Source organism: Erwinia typographi, assembly GCF_000773975.1.
Classification (GTDB): Bacteria; Pseudomonadota; Gammaproteobacteria; order Enterobacterales; family Enterobacteriaceae; genus Erwinia; species Erwinia typographi.
This window is the reverse complement of sequence record NZ_JRUQ01000049.1, coordinates 112,532-132,216: the sequence shown is the minus strand read 5'-3', so window position 1 is coordinate 132,216 and position 19,685 is coordinate 112,532. Positions and strand designations below refer to the sequence as shown.

Genomic DNA, 19,685 nt, shown 5'->3' with positions numbered 1-19,685 from the left:
GCTATTTAGGACGGGTCACAGGAAAGAACAACGGGTGGAAAATTCCACCCGTTTTTTTATGCCTTTTCGACGTTATTTAACGCCAGCGAGACGGCCAGCGTCTGCGCCAGACAGAGTGATCCCACCTGCGAACGGAAGCCGTCAACCTGCGCTTCACGCACCACGAAACAGACGTCGCTGAAGGCGGCCAGCGGGCTGACCTGGCTGTCGGTGATGGCAATCTGATGGGCGCCGCGCCTGGCGCCCAGCTCGACCAGCTCCACGGCTTCACGCGCATACGGCGAATAGCTGATGGCGATCACCACGTCTTTCGGATTTACCATGCTCAGCTGCTCGGTAAACATGCCGCCCAGCCCGTCAATCAGAAAGGCCCGACGCTCCAGATGGCGCAGGGCATAGGTCAGGTATGAGGCCACGCTGAACGAGCGGCGCAGGCCAATCACATAAATATTCTCCGCCTGATTCAGCAGTTCCACCGCTTTATTCAACTGTTCCGGGTTGGTTTGCATCGCCAGCTGTTGCAACGCCTGGGAGTTCACCATCGTGAACACGTTGAGGATTTCAGCCGGAGTTTCAGGCGGTGCGGCGGCTTCATCGGTAGAGGTCTGGCGGAACAGTCGGGCGCGCTCGGTGTAGTTAACGGTCTCTTCCATCAGATGCTGACGGAAGACCTGTTTCATTTCGTTGAAGCCGCTAAAGCCAAAGGCGTTAGAGAAGCGGATTAGCGTGGAAGGGGGCACGTCGGCCTGTTGGGCAATGGAGGCAACGGTGTCAAAAGCAATGCTGTTGCTGTTGTCGAGAATATAGCGAGCCACCTGCTTCAGGCGCTTACTCAGGGTATCGTAGCGACGACGAATGTCGTCCTGTAACAGGGAAAGCTGCGTCGGGTTATTGGTCATTACTTCAGCTCGCTAAATAAAATAAGTCGTTTTCTTCTGGTCGATAGTCTACCAGATGAACAAAAAATTTCACTTGCTAACGAAAAACAGGGAATCTATTTCATCGGGATATGAAACGAATCACAAATTTCTGGGAAAAATGCGGCACCTGCAGGGAGGCAACTTCGCGGCGTGAAATAAGAACGGGCGATGGATCTCCCCTGAGGCGGGGAACAGGCGTTAGCGGCAGGGCCCGGCTGGACCTTGCCGCGTGGAAATTACTTCGCCGGGCGCACTTCGCGCCAGTAATCGATCAGCTGATGGTAATTGCTTTTCACCTGGGCGATCAGCGCCTCATCGTTCAGCTCACCCTGAAGCCACTGGCGGGAGGGCTGACCGAAGATTGTGCGGCCCACGGCAAATCCTTTCACCCACGGCGCTTTGGCCGCGTCGGCAAAGCCCGCCTTCAGTTTCTCTTCCGGCGCATCCAGCCCCAGGATCAAAATACCGCGGCAGTTAGGGTCTTCCCGCTCAATCAGCCTGCTGATGGCCTGCCAGCTCTCCAGCTGAAGCGGCGGCAGTTTCCACCAGTCTGGCTGGATGCCCAGCGAGTAGAAGTGGCTGAGAATATCCAGATAGTGGGACTCACTTTTGTCCGGATTGCTCTCCGGCAGGATAACTTCCAGCAGCAGCTCGTGGCCGGTTTTGTTGCAGCCATTCCACACGTCCAGTACCAGATCATCCTGCTCTTTGCGCAGCTCAGCGCTGTCGTGCGGATGATAGAACACCAGGCATTTCACGACGTGTTCCAGCGGCCAGTCGACCAGTTGCGAGCCGATGTTGCCGTGCTCAAGGCGCAGCGGGCGGGAGCCCGGCAGCTCAATAGGGCGGCCAATCCAGCGGCCTTTTCCGGTAATGGCGTTGAGCGCCGGCTGGCCGTAGGTGGTATCGGCCAGGATGCCGCTGCGGCCGTCCAGCCCGGCTTCTTCCGCCGCTTCTTCCGCCGCGCGCAGCAGCAGCAGCTTCAGTTCCGGCAGGCGTGAGGTGTCGACGCCTGCTTCCTTCGCCATATCCACCAGCTGCTTGCGGTGGTCAAAGGCAAAGACGCACAGCTCTGGCCACTGCTGCTTGCGGGTGGTAACGCGATGCAGGTGGGTCAGGCGGCTGTCCAGATCGGGGCGCGTCACCTCTTTATCACGACTTAAGAAGTCGTCCAGTTCGGCCCTGGTCGGCATGGCTGGCGCGCAGCCGTGGCGTGAGACCACCAGCGCGCCGCAGGCGTTGGCATAGCGGCAGGCCTGCTCCCAGCTTTCATCGCTCAGCCAGCCGCGCAGCAGCCCGGACATAAACGCATCGCCCGCGCCCAGCACGTTGAGCACTTCCACGCGTACGCCGCTGTGCAGCTTAGTCTGCTGCCAGCTGTCCGGGATCTCGCCTTCCAGCACCACGCAGCCCATCGGGCCGCGTTTACAAACCAGCGTCGCTTTGGTGGCCTGGCGCACGTTTTTTAGCGCGGTTAGCGTATCAGTACTGCCGCCGGCAATATGAAACTCTTCTTCCGTTCCCACCACCAGATCGAAATAGTGCAACACTTCCTGTAACTGCTGGGTGACGTGCCCGGACTCAACGTAGCGAGTTTCACCATCGCCGAGCGAGGTCAGCCCCCACAGCACCGGGCGATAATCGATATCCAGCGCGGTACGTAATCCGTGGCGGCGGGCAATATCCAGCGCCTTCAGTACCGCCGCACGGGTATCCGGGTGCGAAAGATGCGTGCCGGTAACGGCAACGGCGCGGGAAGAGGTGATGTACTCCTCTTTGATATCGTCCGGCGTCAGGCCCATATCCGCACAGTTATCGCGATAGAACACCAGCGGGAAGGTGTCCTGATCTTTGATGCCAAGGATCACCAGCCCGGTCAGTCGGGTTTTATCCGTGATCAGGTATTCAGTATCTGCCCCTACGCGCTGCAACTCTTCGCGGAGAAAACGTCCCATGTGTTCATCGCCCACGCGGGCCAACATGCCGGATTTCAGCCCCTGAATCGCCGTGCCGTACGCGACGTTACCGGACGATCCGCCGAGGTATTTTGCAAAGGTGCCCATATCTTCAAGGCGGGCGCCGATTTGCTGGCCATAAAGGTCAACGGCTATGCGCCCGATACAAATCACATCAAGCCGCTTCTGTTGTGTACTCATACCTGTTTTTTCCTTCTGTGATAAGCCGACTCAGCTGCGCTTCTCCAGCGGGGATGCCTGACTTCAACATGCCTGTCAGTATGGGGAATAAAAATTTCAAATTCAATGCAAAATGAAACTAACACCCCAAAAGTGTGAAGTGGATAAAACTCTGAAGATGAGGAGTGAGCTGGAGGCAATTTTATCGCCGTTCAGCGCCGGGCGGGCGGTGTGAGCCAGCTCGCAATCTGTTAAGCCGGTGAGGGAGAACCCTTTGAAGTGAAACGAAATTTCCTTTATTACATAATGCGTTAGTTCACCATTCCAGATTTGATCCTGCTCTCACCTCGTTCAACCCCCTTTCGCGGCATAATTTGATCTCACTCGCAAAATGAAATGTTTCTTCTGTAATTATATTTAGTGAAAAAAATATTTGTTTATAATCGCTTCACGTTTCACTTACTACTGCTAACCCCGGAAGGTTTCTGACTTTCCGCCGCACCGTGAAGGAAGAGCACATGGGTAAGATCAGATTAACCACAGCACAGGCTCTGGTCAGATTTCTGGATAATCAGTATCTGTCGGTTGATGGCGTTGAAACCAAGTTTGTGAAGGGGATTTTTGCCATCTTTGGTCACGGCAATGTGCTGGGGCTGGGCCAGGCGCTGGAGCAGGACAGCGGCGATCTGGTGGTGCATCAGGGGCGCAACGAGCAGGGAATGGCCCATGCGGCTATCGGCTACGCCAAACAGAAACTGCGTCGCGAAATCATTGCCTGCACTTCTTCGGTCGGCCCCGGCGCGGCCAATATGATCACCGCAGCGGGAACCGCATCCGCTAACCGTATTCCTTTATTACTGCTGCCGGGCGATGTGTTTGCCACCCGCCAGCCGGACCCGGTTTTGCAGCAGATTGAGCAGAGCCACGATCTCAGTATCAGCACCAATGACGCGTTTCGCGCAGTCAGCAAATACTGGGACCGCGTCAACCGCCCTGAGCAACTGATGACCGCCTGCATCAATGCGATGCGCGTGCTGACCGATCCGGAGGAAACCGGCGCGGTAACGCTCTCTCTGCCACAGGATGTTCAGGGTGAAGCCTGGGACTACCCGGACTACTTCTTCCAGAAGCGCGTTCATCTTCTGGACCGCCGCCTGCCAACGGAAGCGCAACTGGCGGCCGCGCTGAAGCTGATTGCCGGCAAGCGTAAGCCGCTGATCGTCTGCGGCGGCGGGGTGAAATACTCGGAAGCCGGTGAAGCGCTGCGTAAATTTGCCGAACATCATCAGATCCCGTTTGCGGAAACTCAGGCGGGAAAAGGCACTATCGTCTCCGATCATCCGCTGAATGTCGGCGGCGTGGGCGAAACGGGCTGTCTGGCGGCAAACCTGCTGGCGAAAGAGGCGGATCTGGTGATTGGCGTAGGCACGCGCTACACCGATTTCACTACCGCTTCGAAATGGATTTTCCATCATCCGGACGTCAGCTACCTCAATATCAACGTCAGTAATTTTGACGCCTACAAGCTGGATGCGGTGCAGGTGGTGGCGGATGCGCGTGAAGCCCTCACCGCGCTGGATCAACGCCTTACCGAGCAAGGTTTTACCAGCGGCTGGGGCGAGAAGGTTTCTCAGGCGCAGAGCAAGCTGCTGAAAGAGACCCAGCGCGTTTATCAGGCGGTTTACAGCAACGAGGGTTTTGTGCCGGAAATTGATGACCACCTGGATCGCGAAGCGGTCTATGCCGAATTTAATCGCCTGACGGACTCGTTCCTGACGCAAAGCAGCGTGTTGGGCACGCTGAATGAGCATCTCCCAAAGGATTCCGTTATCGTCGCCGCTGCGGGTAGCCTGCCGGGCGATCTTCAGCGCGTGTGGCGGACCAAAGATTACAACAGCTATCACGTAGAGTATGGCTACTCCTGCATGGGCTATGAAGTGGGCGCGTCGCTGGGCGTCAAGCTTGCCGAGCCGCACCGCGAGGTCTACACCCTGGTGGGCGACGGCTCCTTTATGATGCTGCACTCGGAGCTGGTGACCTCCATTCAGGAAGGGGCCAAAATCAACGTGGTGCTGTTCGACAATATGACCAACGGCTGCATCAACAACCTGCAAATGGAACACGGCATGGACAGCTTCACCACCGAGTTCCGCTTCCGCAATGCGGAGGGCGGCAAGCTGAACGGCGGCCTGGTGCCGGTGGACTTCGCGGCTATCGCGGGCGGCTACGGCTGCAAAACCTACCGCGTCACCACGCTGGAGCAGCTGAAGCACGCGCTGGAAGACGCACGCAGGCAGAGCGTTTCCACGCTGATTGATATTAAGGTGCTGCCAAAAACCATGGTGCACAAATATTTCAGCTGGTGGCGCGTGGGCGGTGCGCAGGTCTCTGATTCTGAACGAGTAGATGCGGTAGCCAGAATGCTCAACGAGCATATCGAGCAGGCCCGCAAATACTGATTCCAACCTCTCTTTTATCGGCGTTACGGGCTCCGCCACTGCCAGCGCATAACCGGCAGAGCGGTATGCCCGCGCTAAACCCTACACAGTAAGGACATTCTATGACTCTGAAACTTGGCGTGATCGGCACCGGTGCAATCGGTCAGGAACACATTCGTCGCTGTAGCAAAGTATTGCAGGGAGCCAAAGTGGTCGCCGTCTCGGATATCAACACCGAAAGCGCGAAGGGAATCGTTAGCCGTCTGGGGCTGGAGGCGGAGGTGTTCGCCAACGGCCATGAGGTGATCGCTTCGTCGGCGGTGGATGCGCTGATCGTCACCTCCTGGGACCCTACGCACGAAGAGTTTACGCTGGCCGCCATTGCCGCAGGCAAACCCGTCTTTTGCGAAAAACCGCTGGCGCTGAGTGCCGAAGGTTGCCGCCGCATCGTGGATGCTGAGATCGCTTACGGTAAACGGCTGGTGCAGGTCGGCTTTATGCGCCCTTACGATGCTGGCTATCGCGCGCTGAAAAAAGTCATTGTCGACGATGAAATTGGCGAACCGCTGATGCTGCACTGCGCGCACCGCAACCCGACCGTGCCGGAAAACTACACCACGGATATGGCGATCACCAACACGCTGATCCACGAGCTGGACGTACTGCGCTGGCTGACCGAGGACGACTATAAAACCGTGCAGGTGGTCTTTCCTCGCTCGACCAAAAAGACCCATGCCCGGCTGCGCGACCCGCAGGTAGTGCTGTTCGAAACGCAGAAGGGCATCCGCATTGACGTGGAGATCTTCGTCAACTGCGCCTACGGCTATGACATCCAGTGTGAAGTGATCGGGGAGACGGGGATCGCGAAGCTACCGGAACCGGCCTCGGTACAGATGCGTAAAGACGCGAAGCTGGCGACTACCATTCTGACCGACTGGAAAGACCGCTTTATTGATGCGTATGACGTGGAGCTACAGGCGTTTATTAACGATGCGACGGCGGGTGAGCTCCAGGGACCGTCGGCATGGGATGGCTACGCCGCGTCGGTCGCTGCCGATGCCTGCCTGAAGGCGCAGGAGAGCGGTGCGATTGAGGCCGTCGAGCTGCCGCCTCGTCCGGCGTTCTACAACAGGTAATCACCTTTTCTCCCCCGTCGGCGACGGGGGCGTCTGGCATCGATTTTCCCGGAGGTACAGATGAAAATCGCTTTTGACGTTGATGTCATTAAAGACCTGGGCATCACCAAAATGGTTCACCAGGTGGCGGACTGGGGCTATAAGTACATTGAACAGTCGCCGCACCCGCAGATTAACCCGTTCTATAAGCATCCGAAAGCCAGCCGGGAGATTATCACCGAATACAAAAACGCGCTGCGTGAAACCGGCGTGGAGATCTCCTCTTTTATCGTGGTGTATCGCTGGTCCGGCCCGGATGAAGCACGCCGCCAGGCCGCCGTTCGTAACTGGAAGCGGATGATTGAGATCGCGGTTGAAACCGGCGTGCAGGTGATCAATACCGAACTGTCCGGCACGCCAAACGAGCCGGAAATCTGTGAAGAGATGTTCTACCGCTCGATGGAGGAGCTGCTGCCTGTGGTTGAACGTGAAGGCATCCGCATCGAAATCCAGTCACATCCGTGGGATTTTTGTGAAGAGAACAACGAAACGGCGGACTTGGTGAAATCGTTCCGCAGCGACAACGTCAAGTATCTCTACAGCGTGCCGCACACCTTCTTTTATGACAAGGGCAAGGGCGATGTGAAAAGTATGCTGGAGTATGCCGGTGGCGATCTGTCGCATGTGCTGATTGCCGATACCATGAATCACACCAAGAACTGCCGTTATATCGTCAATCCGCCGGGCGTGGACGCCACCATCCATCAGCACGTAGGCGTGGGTGAAGGCGAAGTGGATTTTGACACTCTGTTTAAGACCCTGCGCGAGATGGACTTTGCCAACCGGACCTGCAAAGTGGGCGGTGAGTCGATCATTGCCTCTTCATTGTTCGGTTACCCGGAAAAAATGCAACGCCAGGCAGTGGAAACCCGCGAGCTGATCGAGCGTGAGCTGCTGGGCCGATAACCTCTGGCAGCCCGCGCTGCCTCTCCCTACGAGAGAAGAAGATGAACAAAGATAACGTGAAGCTGGCGATAGCGCCGATTGGCTGGACCAATGATGATATGCCGGAGCTGGGAGCAGAAAACACCTTCCAGCAGATTGTCAGCGAAATGGCGCTGGCAGGGTTTACCGGCAGCGAAGTCGGTAGCAAATACCCGCGCGATCCGGCCGTGCTGAAGCCGATGCTGGATATTCGCGGCATTCAGATCTGCAACGCCTGGTTCAGCACTTTTTTTGCCAACGGCGACAAGGCGAAAACCATTGATGAGTTTATTAACCATCGCGATTTCCTGCACGCGATGGGGGCGAAGGTCATCGGCTGTTCCGAGCAGAGTAAAAGCATTCAGGGTACGACGCTGTCGGTGCTGGAAGAGAAGCCGTACTTTACCGACGAAGAGTGGCGGCTGACCGCAGAAGGCTATAACGAGTTGGCAAAGCTGGCGGCGGAAAAGGGGATGCAGGTTTGCCTGCATCACCATATGGGCACCGCTATCCAGACTACGGAAGAGATCGATCGCTTTATGGCCAGCACCAATCAGGATGTTTTCCTGCTGTTTGATACCGGCCATGCTTACTACTCGGAGGGCAGCCAGGCGAAGATGCTGGCTATTCTTGAGAAGTATCTGCCGCGCATTAACCATGTACACCTGAAAGACGTACGGGATGAGGTGGTGGCGCAGGTGAAAAGCCGGAAGCTGTCGTTCCTGGACGGCGTGAAGAAGGGCACCTTTACCGTACCGGGCGATGGCGTTATCGATTTTATGCCGGTATTTAAAATTCTGGACGAGGCGGGTTACAAAGGCTGGATGGTGGTGGAAGCCGAGCAGGACCCGGCGTTAGCTAACCCGTTTGAGTATGCGGTGAAGGCCAGAAAGTATATTCGCGAGCGTGCGGGCTTGTAATCAGCCGCTGGAAAAAAGCCCCTGACCTTGTTTGAACAGGCAGGGGCTTTCTGGTTATTTCAGGGTAATTGTTTTGATGATGTTCTCAGAATCGGTCTGAGACTGCTGCTGATTGTCTGCTGGCAGCGTGATTTGCAGCGTCAGCAGCTTGCCATCAACCTTCGCCAACACCACAGAGGACCAGGCTGACTGGTTTTTGGCCGAAATCACGGTATCCAGCTGCTGTGCGGGCTGACCGCTCAGTTCAATCGCTTTATTGGTGACCACCTGAAGCTGCGGATCGCGGTTGCGCTGCTGCTGTTCAAGGCGCTGAGCCAGAGCATCCACCCCTTCCGTCGTTGCGTCGCCCTCAATCACGATAATCGCTTTCTGGCCTGAGGCATCGGCGTAGACGTGCATATTATTGGCCTGCGTACCGAGCTTGCCGCTCTGATCGGACATCCCGGCTGGCAGGGTGAAGCCCAGCTTGCCATCCATCAGCGTGACCGTCTGGGTGCTTTGGCTGCTGCTGGCGCCGTTGTTATCGGCTGCGGGTTTATCGTCTTTGCCGTCGCAGGCGGTCAGTCCAACCACCAGTAAACCGATACCGGCATATTTCAATAAGTTACGCATCATGATCCCTTTTACGTTAGTCGTGTGCTGCTTTACAGCCCCTCATAAAATAGCAATCAGCGGGCAAAAGCAACAGCCGCTCATGCTGCTTAGCCGAAGTTGACCTGAGCGCGACTCGATTTTTCCGCCAGGCGCTTGAGCATGGCATTCAGCAGCAGGCCGTAGGCTGGCAGGAAGAAAATCATGCAGATAAGCACCTTAAAGCTGTAATCCACCAGGGCAATTTCCACCCAGTTCTGCGCCATAAAGGGATCGGGGCTTTTGTAGAAAGCGATAAAGAAGAAGGCCAGCGTGTCGCTGATGTTACCAAGGAACATGGCCGAGGCGGGGGCAATCCACCACTGAGGAAGCTTGCGCAGGCGGTTGAAGACGTGCACATCGAGAATCTGCCCAAGCGCATAGGCCATAAAGCTGGCGCAGGCGATACGGGCGACAAACAGGTTAACCTCCTTCAGTGCCGCAAAGCCCTGCCACTCTCCCTGATAGAACAGCGCTGAGATAGCGTAGGAGATAAACAGCGCCGGGACCATCACCGCCAGAATGATGCGACGGGCCAGCGGTGCGCCAAAAATGCGCACGGTCAGATCGGTGGCAAGGAAGATAAACGGGAAGCTGAAAGCGCCCCAGGTGGTGTGTAAGCCGAAAATAGCGATCGGCAATTGCACCAGATAGTTGCTGGAGGTGATCACCAGCACATGGAATAACGACAGCCAGACCAGCGCATGCGTGCGCTGACTCGTAGAAAAAGAAATCATCTTATGACCTTTTTGTAGATTGGGGTGAGGGAACCCAATGAAAATTGTGTCGCGTTAGCGAGTGCGCGGCATATTACCTAAACAGGATGCTAATGCAATGGTTAATTATACCGCAAACGTTATCGTCGCTGCCGAAGCTTGCACCTGGAAAAGGTGAGGGTAAAATAAGCCAGGTTACCCTTCCGTTTTAATGAGATGACTATGAGCGATCCGTTCGCCAATCCCGATCAAACCCTGGATGCTCTGGGCCTGCGCTGCCCGGAGCCGGTGATGATGGTGCGTAAAACCGTGCGGCATATGCAGGACGGCGAAACGCTGCTGATTATCGCCGACGATCCGGCGACCACCCGCGATATCCCCGGCTTCTGCCGTTTTATGGAGCATACGCTGGTCGCGCAGCTGACCGGGCAAACGCCCTACAAGTATTTGCTAAAGAAAGGGCTGTAATGCGCGCGCCCTCAGCGTCAGCGCTTGCGCAGCAGTCGCAGTGCGTTAGCGGTCACTAGCGCTGTAGCGCCTGAATCCGCCAGCACGGCCAGCCACAGGCCGGTGATACCCAGCAGCGTGGTGATCAGAAACACGCCTTTCAGCCCCAGTGCTATCGTGATGTTTTGCCGGATATTGGCATGGGTCGCCCTGGAGAGGCGCAGCATCAGCGCCAGCCCGCCAAGCCGGTTATGGGTCAGGGCGGCATCGGCCGTCTCCAGCGCCACGTCGCTGCCGCTGCCCATCGCAATGCCCACGGTGGCGGCCTTCATGGCCGGAGCGTCGTTGATGCCGTCGCCCACCATCGCTACGGGCTGCGTCCGGTTCAGCTCGCCGATGGCGGCGACTTTATCCGCCGGCAGCAAGCCTGCGCGAAAGGCGATCCCCAGTTCACTGGCGATGGCTGCCGCCGCGCGGGGATTGTCTCCGGTCAGCATCACGGTCTGAATATTCAGCGCCTTCAGCTCCGCAACAGCCTGTAGCGCGTCTTCCCGCAGTTTGTCTCTCAGGGCGATCAGGCAGGCGGGCACGCCATCCTGTAACAGAACAACTACCGTGTTGCCCTTGTCCTCAAGCGAGGTAATTTGCCTGACGCAATCGGCACTGAGCACGCCCGCTTCAATCCTGCCCGGCGCACTGATTAGCAACTTGTGGCCTGCGACAACCGCCTCCACGCCGCTGCCCGCCAGCGCTTTTTGCGCCGTCGCCGGAGCAAGCGCCAGCCCGCGTTCGGCCGCCAGCGCCACAATAGCTTTTGCCAGAGGGTGCGAAGAGCCGCTTTCCACCGCTGCCGCTTTTGCCAGCAGGGAGGATTCACTCTCTTCGATCAGCGGAACCCAGGCGGTGACCTGCGGCCTGCCTTCGGTCAGCGTCCCGGTTTTGTCGAAGGCCAGCGTGCGGATCGCATTAAGGCTTTCCAGCGCCGCGCCGCCCTTAATTAGCACGCCCCGGCGGGAAGCCGTCGCCAGGCCGGATGTGATAGCGGCAGGCGTGGAGATCACCAGCGCACAGGGGCAGCCAATCAGCAGCAGCGTCAGGCCTTTATAAATCCACGGCTGCCAGTCTGCCGCCAGCAGCAGCGGAGGAATGACCGCAACCAGCAGCGCCAGCGCCATAATCAGCGGTGTATAAATCCGGCTGAACCGGTCGAGAAAGCGCTCTATCGGCGCGCGGTTGGATTCGGCTTCTTCAATCAGATGCAGAATGCGGTCAATCGCGCTTTCACCCGGTTTAGAGACGACCTCCAGCTGAACCTGACGATCGACGCTCAGGCAGCCTGCGGCAACGGCCTCGCCCTGCTGGCGCTCTACCGGCACGGACTCTCCGGTCAGGGCGCTTTCATCAAAGCTGGCAAAAGCGGAGAGCAGGCGCGCATCGGCAGGGAGGCGTGCGCCCGGCGCGACTTCAATGATGTCGCCCGGACGGAGGTTGCTCAGCGCAACCGTTTCACGCCGTTCGCCCTTAACGCGCACCGCCTCTTCCGGCTTCAGCGCCATCAACGCCGTCACGCCACGGCGGGCACGGCTGGCCGCGAAGGCTTCCAGCCGTTCGCCCAGCAGGAACAGCAGCAGCACCGAGGCGGCTTCTGCCGTTGCGCCAATAAATAACGCGCCGATGGCCGCAATGGTCATCAGCGTTTCAATCGCAAAGGGGGTGCCGCTGCGGATCTGGCGCAGCGCACTGCGGGCTATCGGCCAGACACCGGCCAGCGTGGTCAGGGTAAAGGCCAGTTGACCGGCCTGCGGGCTGGCAAGATGGATCAACCCGCTGAGCAGCATCATGATGCCGAGCAGAATAATAGCGCGGTTTTCCTGCCAGAAGCCTGGCGTGGCGCTGGCAGCCGGCGGCGGAGCATCGCTGCGCGTCAGGCTGAATCCGGCCTGGAGAACGGCGTCTTCCACCTGCTGACGGACGTCTTTTCCCGCGTTCACCACCAGTTTCTCGGTCGCGAACAGTACCCGGGCCTGCTCCACCTCGGCCAGTTTACCCACGGCCGTTTCTATTTTTCGTGCGCAGCCTGGGCAGTCCATTCCGCCGATTAACCAGCTAAATTCTTCCACCGAACCGACTCTGTCGCTTTCCTCATCAGGGGGGCTGCCTGCTCGGCAGCTGGCGTCATCGCAGCAGCCTGCTTCAGGCGTTACCATACTGATGCTGGCGATTTTCTTGATGATCGGACGGGGTTGGCTGCAACAGCCCTGCTGGCCGTGGGCATGGCGTTGGCCGCAAGGGCAAGATGATGAACACTGATGCATAGCGCCTCCTGATAAGCAACGACGGGAAACGCTCCCGCCGTGCGCCTATCTTACACTCTGGAGTGGACTCCAGAGTCAAGGCCTTTGCCGCGATTACAGATAGAGCGATCGGACGATCATAAAGTGACCGGCGAAATAGCAGGCGGCGACAATCGCGCTGTCGGAGGTGAAGCGGCGGCGGTAATGGCTGATAAACCAGACAATATTAGCCAGCAGCAGCAGCGAGGTACCCACCATCAGCGAGAAGCTGTAGTCCGTCGGACGGAAAAAATACTGTTCGGTAGTCAGCCACACCATCAGCAGCGTCATGCCGATAAAGGTGCAGACGGGCCAGCGCAGCGCCTCCAGCCTTGTCCAGATCGCGGCGATCAGCAGCGCGCCGATAATCAGCAGCGCCAGCGGGATCGGCCAGAAGAAGGTCAGCGTCATATGGCTGGCAAAACTAAGGGTATACAGCAGGTGCGACAGGAAGAACGCGCCAATTGCATACAGCAGGCGGCGATTTGGTAGCAGGGTCAGCGCGTCGCCAATCAGCGTCGCCAGCAGGCCACACAGAATCAGGTAATCCGTGGTGTTAAGAACTGGCGCCTGCCAGGCCAGCGCCAGCAACAGCAGCAAGGTAACCGGCTTAAAGACCCAGCGTTGCCACTGTGGCCCGCGATAGGAAGCGTCAACGTAGAGCCAGCCGGAGAAAAAAACTGCCAGAAACGACCAAATCATAATGTGTCCCTTTGTTTTCAGGTGCAAAACTCTCCAATCCAACCTTCAGTCTAGGTTAACTGGCGATGTTCAGTCCAGCCGGGAAGCGACGATGTGACAATGGGAGGAGTCTGGTTGTATCCTTGCAGGCCAGACGAATAATCTGCATGGCCCGATCGGAGGGAAGAGGGAAAATATGAAGTCCATTTTTTTCATCGTACTGGTGATTATCGCCGTGCTGGCTACGCGCCAGTTTATTAAGCAGCGCCGTGAAGTTGCGGTTAACGACGCCTCCCCGGTGCGTGTTGTTGCGGCACAGGTGAAAGACAAACGCGAAACGCTTTCGCCAAACCGTCGTTCCCGCCAGCGCGAGGTGATTCCGGTGGAGGACAAGCGTTACGAAGCGTGGTTCCATCCGCTCAACGGCGCCGGGGATTTCAAACTGGTGCTGAAAGAGCAGGACTACAGGCAGATCGACAAAGGGCAAAAGGGGCAGCTAAAGGTGCAGGGAACGCGATTTATCTCGTTCAGCGCTAATCCTTAGCCGAAAGCGCGTGGGCCTCCGCGCGCCCTTCATTTCTTCGGCAGAAACTTCTTCTGCCATGCCAGCAGCTCAAACACGCCAAAAAAGAAAATTTTCATTTGCATCAGGCCGCTGAGCTTAGGCGCGTCCTTTGGCTGCGTCGCGCGCATCAGCACCAGCTGCAAGCCGTGCATCACCACCATAAAAAACAGCGCAACATCAATAAAATATTTCAGTGGTTTGGGGAAGGGATGCACCAGATTGAGCAGCAAAAATGCCCAGACACAGACCATCAGCAGCCTGCCTGCATTAATCAGCATGATTTTCTCCCTCTTTAATTCGCTCACGAACATACAGCCGGTAGGCCACCTGACCGGCAATCTTTTCACGGTGGAGGTGCCAGCTTACCGGGACCGGCGGCAGGCCATGCTCCACTTCGCTTTCGACGTAAATCAGCGCGTTATCGGCGAGCCAGCCCTGCTGCTCAAGCTGGTCGATCGTCTGTTGCAGCAGCCCCTTGCGGAAGGGCGGATCGATAAACACCAGATCGTGAGGCTCGCCACGTTGGGCCAGAAAATTCAGCGTGTTAGTGTTGATTACCCGGCCGGTTTTGCATCCCAGCGTGGATAAATTCTTTTCCAGTTGCTGAGCAACCGGCCGCTCCAGCTCCAGCAGGGTGGCAGAGGCGGCATGGCGCGACAGTGCCTCCAGCCCCAGCGCGCCGCTGCCGGCAAAACAGTCAAGGCAGCGCGCGCCCTGGATATCGGGAGCCAGCCAGTTAAAAAGCGTTTCACGTACGCGATCGGTGGTGGGACGAAGTCCTGCGCTGTCGGGCACCGGAAGTTTTCTGCCGCGCCACAGACCGCCAATAATGCGGATTTGCCCGACGCCGCCGCTGCGGGGTTTTTTATTCATGCTGCTGAACTCTTAATAATTTGTTGCACAGTTTAACGGGCTTACCGGGCTGAGGAAACGTAAAAAGGGTGCTGTGTTGCGTTAGCAGGAAAGTGTTAGACTAGGGGATTAAGATGATTTTCAGAGACCTGACAGATTTTTCCCCGCGAGGAGTGTGGTTGCACCATGGCAAAAAATAAAAAACGTGGCTTTTTTTCCTGGCTGGGATTAGGGCGTGAAGAGCAGGCGCCGCAGGAAGAAACAAAAGAGACGTTAGAGGAGCAGCCCGCAGCGGAAGCCGCCACGCCCGCACAACCTGAGGCAGAGCAGCGCGCCGAAGAACTGGTAGAAGTGACGGAAACCGTTGCTCACCAGCAGGCCGCGCACCCCGAAGAAATCGCCGAAGCGAAGCCTGAGCCGGAAGAAGAATACCTGCCGGAAGCCGTGGCCGAAGCGAAGCCTGAGCCGGAAGAAGAATACCTGCCGGAAGCTGCGGCCGAAGCGAAGCCTGAGCCGGAAGAAGAATACCTGCCGGAAGCTGCGGCCGAAGCGAAGCCTGAGCCAGAAGAAGAATACCTGCCGGAAGCCGTGGCTGAAGCGAAGCCTGAGCTGATTGTTGAAGAAGAGTCCATTGCCGCCGCGCTGGCAAAGGTCGGGCAGGTTGAGCAAGCCGAACAGCAGCGTCCGACTAAAGAAGGCTTTTTTGCGCGGCTGAAGCGCAGCCTGGTAAAAACCCGTCAAAATCTCGGTTCAGGATTTATCGGATTGTTTCGCGGGAAGAAAATCGACGACGATTTGTTCGAAGAGCTGGAAGAACAGCTGCTGATCGCCGACGTGGGCGTGGAAACTACCCGCCGGATTATTAACAATCTGACGCAGCAGGCTAACCGCAAGCAGCTGCGCGACGCTGAAGCGCTGTACGGTCTGCTGAAGCAGGAAATGTCAGAAATTCTGGCTAAAGTGGAAGCGCCGCTGGACGTCACCGGCAAAACGCCGTTCGTGATCCTGATGGTCGGCGTCAACGGCGTGGGCAAAACTACCACCATCGGCAAGCTGGCTCGCCAGTACCAGGCTGAGGGCAAGTCGGTGATGCTGGCCGCAGGCGATACCTTCCGTGCGGCAGCCGTAGAACAGCTCCAGGTATGGGGGCAGCGTAACAATATCCCGGTGATTGCTCAGCAGACGGGAGCCGACTCCGCCTCGGTGATTTTTGATGCGATCCAGGCGGCTAAAGCGCGTCGCGCGGATGTCCTGATCGCCGACACGGCGGGCCGTCTGCAAAACAAATCGCACCTGATGGAAGAGCTGAAGAAAATCACCCGCGTGATGAAAAAGCTCGACGAGCAGGCTCCGCATGAGGTTATGCTGACCATTGACGCCAGCACCGGACAGAATGCTATCAGCCAGACTAAGCTGTTCCATGAGGCGGTAGGCCTGACGGGGATAACGCTGACCAAGCTGGATGGTACAGCGAAAGGGGGAGTTATCTTCTCGGTAGCCGATCAGTTTGCCATTCCTATTCGCTATATTGGCGTAGGTGAAGGCATTGAAGATTTACGCTCGTTTAAAGCTGACGATTTTATAGAGGCACTTTTTGCCCGAGAGGACTAATTAGGATGATTCGCTTTGAAGAAGTCAGTAAGGCTTATCTCGGCGGTCGGCAAGCGCTTCAGGGGGTAGATTTTCGTCTGCGTCCAGGAGAAATGGCGTTTCTGACCGGGCACTCCGGGGCAGGGAAAAGTACCTTGCTGAAGCTTATATGTGGCATCGAACGGCCAAGCGCCGGACAGATTTGGTTCAGTGGTCACGACATCAGCCGCCTGAAAAGTAGCGAGGTGCCGTTTTTGCGCCGCCAGATTGGCATGATCTTCCAGGATCACCATCTGCTGATGGATCGCTCGGTGTATGACAATGTGGCGATCCCGCTGATCATCGCTGGCGCCAGCGGTGAAGATATCCGCCGCCGCGTATCGGCCGCGCTGGATAAAGTCGGCCTGCTGGACAAAGCCAAAAGCTATCCGATCCAGCTTTCCGGCGGCGAGCAGCAGCGCGTCGGCATCGCCCGCGCGGTGGTGAACAAGCCGGTCGTGCTGCTGGCCGATGAGCCAACCGGTAACCTGGATGACGCGCTGTCGGAAGATATCCTGCGCCTGTTTGAAGAGTTTAACCGGGTCGGCGTTACCGTGCTGATGGCAACCCACGACCGGGGCCTGATTTCCCGACGCAACTATCGCCTGATGACGCTGAATCAGGGCCGTTTACATGGAGGTCAGGATGGCGAATAAACGTAACCATCGGCCTGCTGCCGCCAAAGCGACGAAGCCAAAATTGCCTTCTAAAAGCAAGGCGTTGAAGGGCGGCTGGCAGGAGCAGTGGCGCTACGCGCTGCGTGGCACGCTATCCGACATGTGGCGTCAGCCGCTGGCTACGCTGCTGACGGTGATGGTGATCGCCATCTCCCTGACTCTGCCAAGCGTCTGCTATATGGTGTGGAAAAACGTCAACCAGGCGGCGGAACAGTGGTATCCCGCGCCGCAGCTGACGGTTTACCTGAGCAAAACGCTGGACGATGACGCGGCTGAAAATGTTGTGGCGCTGTTGAAGAAAGAAGACGGCGTCGACAAGGTCAATTACCTGTCGCGCGAAGAAGCGATGGGTGAGTTCCGCAACTGGTCCGGCTTTGGCGGGGCGATGGATATGCTTGAGCAGAATCCGCTGCCTGCGGTGGTTATCATCACGCCGAAACTGACCTTCCAGAACAACGACACCATGAATAACCTGCGCGACCGCGTGTCGAAGGTGCAGGGCGTGGATGAAGTGAAGATGGACGACAGCTGGTTTGCTCGCCTGGCGGCGCTGACCGGGCTGGTGGGGCAGGTAGCCGCGATGATCGGCGTGCTGATGATTGTGGCGGTGTTCCTCGTTATTGGCAACAGCGTGCGGCTGAGCATCTTCGCCCGCCGCGATACCATCAACGTGCAGAAGCTGATCGGGGCGACGGATGGTTTCATTCTGCGGCCGTTCCTCTACGGCGGCGCGCTGCTCGGTTTCACCGGGGCGCTGCTGTCGCTGATCCTCTCAGCAGTACTGGTGTTCCGCCTGGAGTCCGTGGTGACGCAGGTTGCCGCAGTGTTCGGCACCACCTTCAGTCTGACCGGACTGGCCTGGGATGAGAGCCTGCTGCTGCTGCTGATCTCGGCGATGATCGGCTGGATTGCGGCCTGGCTGGCGACGGTGCAACATTTACGTCGATTTACGCCGCAGTAACCCCTTTACACGTTTTTTTGGTATAATCTTCCTCTGCTGCATGAGTATTGTGCCGCAGAGGACGTCACCACCCGGTTACCTCCTCCTGCTATACTCACCCTGCCCAGACTGTGTGTAGTTTATTCACCGATGACAGTGAACTTGTGGATAACTTTGACGTCAAAGTAGCACAGATTGCTTTTAATTCTGGTAGCCGTTCACGTAATCTTGTGGACTGTGCAGGGAAATGCACGGCATTATTGTCAAATACAGAGAGGGTTTGAATGACCAAAGAAATGCAAACTTTAGCTATTGCTCCTTTAGGTAACCTGGATTCCTATATCCGGGCCGCCAATGTCTGGCCTATGCTGACGGCAGAAGAGGAAAAAGCGTTGGCTGAACGGCTGCATTACCAGGGCGATCTGGATGCAGCCAAAACGCTGATCCTGTCTCACCTGCGCTTTGTTGTTCATGTCGCTCGTAACTATTCGGGCTACGGCTTGCCGCAGGCTGACCTGATTCAGGAAGGGAACATTGGCCTGATGAAGGCGGTGCGTCGCTTCAACCCGGAAGTGGGCGTGCGTCTGGTCTCCTTTGCGGTGCACTGGATCAAAGCCGAAATCCATGAATACGTCCTGCGTAACTGGCGTATCGTGAAGGTCGCCACCACCAAAGCCCAGCGCAAGCTGTTCTTTAACCTGCGTAAAGCCAAGCAGCGTTTAGGCTGGTTCAACCAGGACGAGGTGGAAATGGTTGCCCGTGAGCTGGGCGTGACCAGCAAAGACGTGCTGGAGATGGAGTCGCGGATGGCGGCCCAGGATATGACCTTCGATCCGACGCCGGATGACGAAGGTGAAGGCCGCTCAATGGCGCCTATGCTCTACCTGCAGGATAAGTCGTCTGACTTTGCCGATGGCATTGAGGAAGATAACTGGGACGCACATGCGGCTGATAAGCTCAGCGATGCGATGCAGGGGCTGGACGAGCGTAGCCAGGATATCATCCGCGCCCGCTGGCTGGACGATGACAACAAAACCACGCTACAGGAGCTGGCCGACAAGTACGGCGTTTCAGCAGAGCGTGTCCGCCAGCTGGAAAAGAACGCGATGAAAAAACTGCGCGTTGCTATCGAAGCGTAAATCAGGCGGTAAGCAAGAAAAGGGCGACTTCGGTCGCCCTTTTCTGTTTCTGCGATCCGCTCTGCATCGCCTTACCGCGTGGCTACGGCACACATCACCGGCCTGAGCCGCTGCCATACGGCTCAGCGCTGGCAGCCCCAGCCGCCAACCTGCGCGATAAACCCACCGTGCTGCATAAAGGCCGCCATCGCCTGGCGATCTTCCACCTTATTGTCTGCAATCCACCACTGCGTAATCGACGGATTCTGCGCCAGCAGGTCCTCCAGCAGATAACCGCCCACTCCCCGCCGCCGGGTGACTTCACGCACGGAGAAGTCAGCAAGCTCGCCGTGGGTCCCGCTTATCGTTACCTTAACCGCAGCCAGTAACCGATCGTTAAACTTTGCGGCCCAGAGCTGCTGCTGCTCATCCAGCGCGGTTTCCAGCGCGCTCAGATCGGCATTTGGCCATATTTTCGCCAGATCCAGACGGTCCTGAGCGGAGAAATGTTGCAGCCTGATGATGGTCAGTTTCATGATGAATACCGAACTAGTACAAAAGGCATATTGTAGCGAAATTAGGTAA

The 19,685-nt window shown here is 57.3% G+C and carries 19 protein-coding genes; 10 read left to right on the top strand and 9 right to left on the bottom strand.

Annotation, left to right across the window (positions count from 1 at the left end):
* Positions 1–56: 56 nt before the first annotated feature.
* Entirely contained in the window at positions 57–899 is an 843-nt protein-coding gene (locus tag NG99_RS17655) for a MurR/RpiR family transcriptional regulator (RefSeq protein ID WP_034895734.1), read from the bottom strand.
* A gap of 257 nt (positions 900–1,156) precedes the next feature.
* Positions 1,157–3,076, bottom strand: coding sequence for a bifunctional 5-dehydro-2-deoxygluconokinase/5-dehydro-2-deoxyphosphogluconate aldolase (locus NG99_RS17650; protein WP_034895733.1), 1,920 nt, complete (start codon positions 3,074–3,076; stop codon positions 1,157–1,159).
* Positions 3,077–3,573: 497 nt separating this feature from the next.
* Here NG99_RS17650 and iolD point away from each other — a divergent pair, with 497 nt between their 5' ends.
* The 4 genes from iolD (at position 3,574) to iolE (ending at position 8,512) form a co-directional block, all read left to right on the top strand.
* Entirely contained in the window at positions 3,574–5,514 is a 1,941-nt protein-coding gene (gene iolD, locus NG99_RS17645) for a 3D-(3,5/4)-trihydroxycyclohexane-1,2-dione acylhydrolase (decyclizing) (RefSeq protein ID WP_034895732.1), read from the top strand.
* A gap of 101 nt (positions 5,515–5,615) precedes the next feature.
* On the top strand, positions 5,616–6,629 hold the full coding sequence (locus NG99_RS17640; protein WP_034895731.1) for a Gfo/Idh/MocA family protein: 1,014 nt from the start codon (positions 5,616–5,618) through the stop codon (positions 6,627–6,629).
* Between the two features lie 60 nt (positions 6,630–6,689).
* Positions 6,690–7,574, top strand: a complete 885-nt coding sequence (locus NG99_RS17635) for a sugar phosphate isomerase/epimerase family protein (protein WP_034895730.1) — start codon at positions 6,690–6,692, stop codon at positions 7,572–7,574.
* Positions 7,575–7,615: 41 nt separating this feature from the next.
* Positions 7,616–8,512 carry a myo-inosose-2 dehydratase gene (iolE, locus tag NG99_RS17630; RefSeq protein WP_034895727.1) on the top strand — a complete coding sequence of 299 codons (897 nt, stop codon included), beginning with the start codon at positions 7,616–7,618 and terminating at the stop codon, positions 8,510–8,512.
* A 54-nt stretch (positions 8,513–8,566) separates the two neighbouring features.
* Here the strand turns inward: iolE and NG99_RS17625 are convergent, their stop codons facing one another.
* Positions 8,567–9,124: a DcrB family lipoprotein gene (locus tag NG99_RS17625; protein ID WP_034895724.1), complete on the bottom strand. Its 558-nt coding sequence runs from the start codon at positions 9,122–9,124 to the stop codon at positions 8,567–8,569.
* Positions 9,125–9,213: 89 nt separating this feature from the next.
* Positions 9,214–9,879 carry a 7-cyano-7-deazaguanine/7-aminomethyl-7-deazaguanine transporter gene (locus NG99_RS17620; protein WP_034895716.1) on the bottom strand — a complete coding sequence of 222 codons (666 nt, stop codon included), beginning with the start codon at positions 9,877–9,879 and terminating at the stop codon, positions 9,214–9,216.
* Between the two features lie 201 nt (positions 9,880–10,080).
* On the opposite strand from NG99_RS17620, the gene tusA reads away from it, so the two are divergent.
* A complete protein-coding gene (tusA, locus tag NG99_RS17615) occupies positions 10,081–10,326 on the top strand; it encodes a sulfurtransferase TusA (protein WP_034895714.1) in 246 nt (81 codons plus the stop codon).
* Between the two features lie 17 nt (positions 10,327–10,343).
* Here the strand turns inward: tusA and NG99_RS17610 are convergent, their stop codons facing one another.
* A complete protein-coding gene (locus tag NG99_RS17610; protein WP_034895711.1) occupies positions 10,344–12,620 on the bottom strand; it encodes a zinc/cadmium/mercury/lead-transporting ATPase in 2,277 nt (758 codons plus the stop codon).
* A 93-nt stretch (positions 12,621–12,713) separates the two neighbouring features.
* Positions 12,714–13,340: a lysoplasmalogenase gene (locus NG99_RS17605; protein ID WP_034895709.1), complete on the bottom strand. Its 627-nt coding sequence runs from the start codon at positions 13,338–13,340 to the stop codon at positions 12,714–12,716.
* Between the two features lie 175 nt (positions 13,341–13,515).
* Here NG99_RS17605 and NG99_RS17600 point away from each other — a divergent pair, with 175 nt between their 5' ends.
* Positions 13,516–13,863, top strand: coding sequence for a DUF2500 domain-containing protein (locus tag NG99_RS17600; protein WP_034895707.1), 348 nt, complete (start codon positions 13,516–13,518; stop codon positions 13,861–13,863).
* 29 nt (positions 13,864–13,892) lie between these two features.
* Here the strand turns inward: NG99_RS17600 and NG99_RS17595 are convergent, their stop codons facing one another.
* Together NG99_RS17595 and rsmD are read right to left on the bottom strand one after the other, a co-directional pair.
* On the bottom strand, positions 13,893–14,162 hold the full coding sequence (locus NG99_RS17595; RefSeq protein WP_034895705.1) for a DUF1145 family protein: 270 nt from the start codon (positions 14,160–14,162) through the stop codon (positions 13,893–13,895).
* Positions 14,152–14,757 (bottom strand): 16S rRNA (guanine(966)-N(2))-methyltransferase, encoded by a 606-nt coding sequence (gene rsmD, locus NG99_RS17590; RefSeq protein WP_034895703.1) that lies wholly within the window; start codon positions 14,755–14,757, stop codon positions 14,152–14,154. Before rsmD ends, NG99_RS17595 begins: the two co-directional genes overlap by 11 nt.
* Positions 14,758–14,922: 165 nt before the next feature.
* Here rsmD and ftsY point away from each other — a divergent pair, with 165 nt between their 5' ends.
* The 4 genes from ftsY to rpoH all read left to right on the top strand — a co-directional run bounded on the left by ftsY (position 14,923) and on the right by rpoH (position 19,121).
* Positions 14,923–16,347, top strand: a complete 1,425-nt coding sequence (gene ftsY / locus NG99_RS17585; protein WP_034895702.1) for a signal recognition particle-docking protein FtsY — start codon at positions 14,923–14,925, stop codon at positions 16,345–16,347.
* Positions 16,348–16,352: 5 nt separating this feature from the next.
* Positions 16,353–17,021 carry a cell division ATP-binding protein FtsE gene (ftsE, locus tag NG99_RS17580; protein ID WP_034895700.1) on the top strand — a complete coding sequence of 223 codons (669 nt, stop codon included), beginning with the start codon at positions 16,353–16,355 and terminating at the stop codon, positions 17,019–17,021.
* Complete coding sequence (ftsX, locus tag NG99_RS17575; RefSeq protein ID WP_034895697.1) at positions 17,011–18,003, top strand: permease-like cell division protein FtsX; 993 nt, start codon at positions 17,011–17,013, stop codon at positions 18,001–18,003. Before ftsE ends, ftsX begins: the two co-directional genes overlap by 11 nt.
* A 263-nt stretch (positions 18,004–18,266) precedes the next feature.
* The gene (rpoH, locus tag NG99_RS17570; RefSeq protein WP_034895694.1) at positions 18,267–19,121 is read left to right on the top strand and encodes an RNA polymerase sigma factor RpoH; all 855 of its coding nucleotides are present in this window, start codon (positions 18,267–18,269) and stop codon (positions 19,119–19,121) included.
* Between the two features lie 122 nt (positions 19,122–19,243).
* On the opposite strand, the gene panM is transcribed toward rpoH, so the two are convergent.
* On the bottom strand, positions 19,244–19,636 hold the full coding sequence (gene panM, locus NG99_RS17565; protein WP_034895692.1) for an aspartate 1-decarboxylase autocleavage activator PanM: 393 nt from the start codon (positions 19,634–19,636) through the stop codon (positions 19,244–19,246).
* Positions 19,637–19,685: the final 49 nt, after the last annotated feature.

Excerpts from the sequence above, each read along its gene's own strand:
- ftsY (WP_034895702.1), top strand. The coding sequence starts at position 14,923 with ATGGCAAAAAATAAAAAACGTGGCTTTTTTTCCTGGCTGGGATTAGGG.
- panM (WP_034895692.1), bottom strand. The coding sequence starts at position 19,636 with ATGAAACTGACCATCATCAGGCTGCAACATTTCTCCGCTCAGGACCGT.
- NG99_RS17635 (WP_034895730.1), top strand. The coding sequence starts at position 6,690 with ATGAAAATCGCTTTTGACGTTGATGTCATTAAAGACCTGGGCATCACC.
- iolD (WP_034895732.1), top strand. The coding sequence starts at position 3,574 with ATGGGTAAGATCAGATTAACCACAGCACAGGCTCTGGTCAGATTTCTG.
- NG99_RS17620 (WP_034895716.1), bottom strand. The coding sequence starts at position 9,879 with ATGATTTCTTTTTCTACGAGTCAGCGCACGCATGCGCTGGTCTGGCTG.
- iolE (WP_034895727.1), top strand. The coding sequence starts at position 7,616 with ATGAACAAAGATAACGTGAAGCTGGCGATAGCGCCGATTGGCTGGACC.
- rsmD (WP_034895703.1), bottom strand. The coding sequence starts at position 14,757 with ATGAATAAAAAACCCCGCAGCGGCGGCGTCGGGCAAATCCGCATTATT.
- tusA (WP_034895714.1), top strand. The coding sequence starts at position 10,081 with ATGAGCGATCCGTTCGCCAATCCCGATCAAACCCTGGATGCTCTGGGC.
- NG99_RS17600 (WP_034895707.1), top strand. The coding sequence starts at position 13,516 with ATGAAGTCCATTTTTTTCATCGTACTGGTGATTATCGCCGTGCTGGCT.
- NG99_RS17655 (WP_034895734.1), bottom strand. The coding sequence starts at position 899 with ATGACCAATAACCCGACGCAGCTTTCCCTGTTACAGGACGACATTCGT.
- NG99_RS17625 (WP_034895724.1), bottom strand. The coding sequence starts at position 9,124 with ATGCGTAACTTATTGAAATATGCCGGTATCGGTTTACTGGTGGTTGGA.
- NG99_RS17605 (WP_034895709.1), bottom strand. The coding sequence starts at position 13,340 with ATGATTTGGTCGTTTCTGGCAGTTTTTTTCTCCGGCTGGCTCTACGTT.
- NG99_RS17640 (WP_034895731.1), top strand. The coding sequence starts at position 5,616 with ATGACTCTGAAACTTGGCGTGATCGGCACCGGTGCAATCGGTCAGGAA.
- rpoH (WP_034895694.1), top strand. The coding sequence starts at position 18,267 with ATGACCAAAGAAATGCAAACTTTAGCTATTGCTCCTTTAGGTAACCTG.
- ftsX (WP_034895697.1), top strand. The coding sequence starts at position 17,011 with ATGGCGAATAAACGTAACCATCGGCCTGCTGCCGCCAAAGCGACGAAG.
- NG99_RS17595 (WP_034895705.1), bottom strand. The coding sequence starts at position 14,162 with ATGCTGATTAATGCAGGCAGGCTGCTGATGGTCTGTGTCTGGGCATTT.
- ftsE (WP_034895700.1), top strand. The coding sequence starts at position 16,353 with ATGATTCGCTTTGAAGAAGTCAGTAAGGCTTATCTCGGCGGTCGGCAA.
- NG99_RS17650 (WP_034895733.1), bottom strand. The coding sequence starts at position 3,076 with ATGAGTACACAACAGAAGCGGCTTGATGTGATTTGTATCGGGCGCATA.
- NG99_RS17610 (WP_034895711.1), bottom strand. The coding sequence starts at position 12,620 with ATGCATCAGTGTTCATCATCTTGCCCTTGCGGCCAACGCCATGCCCAC.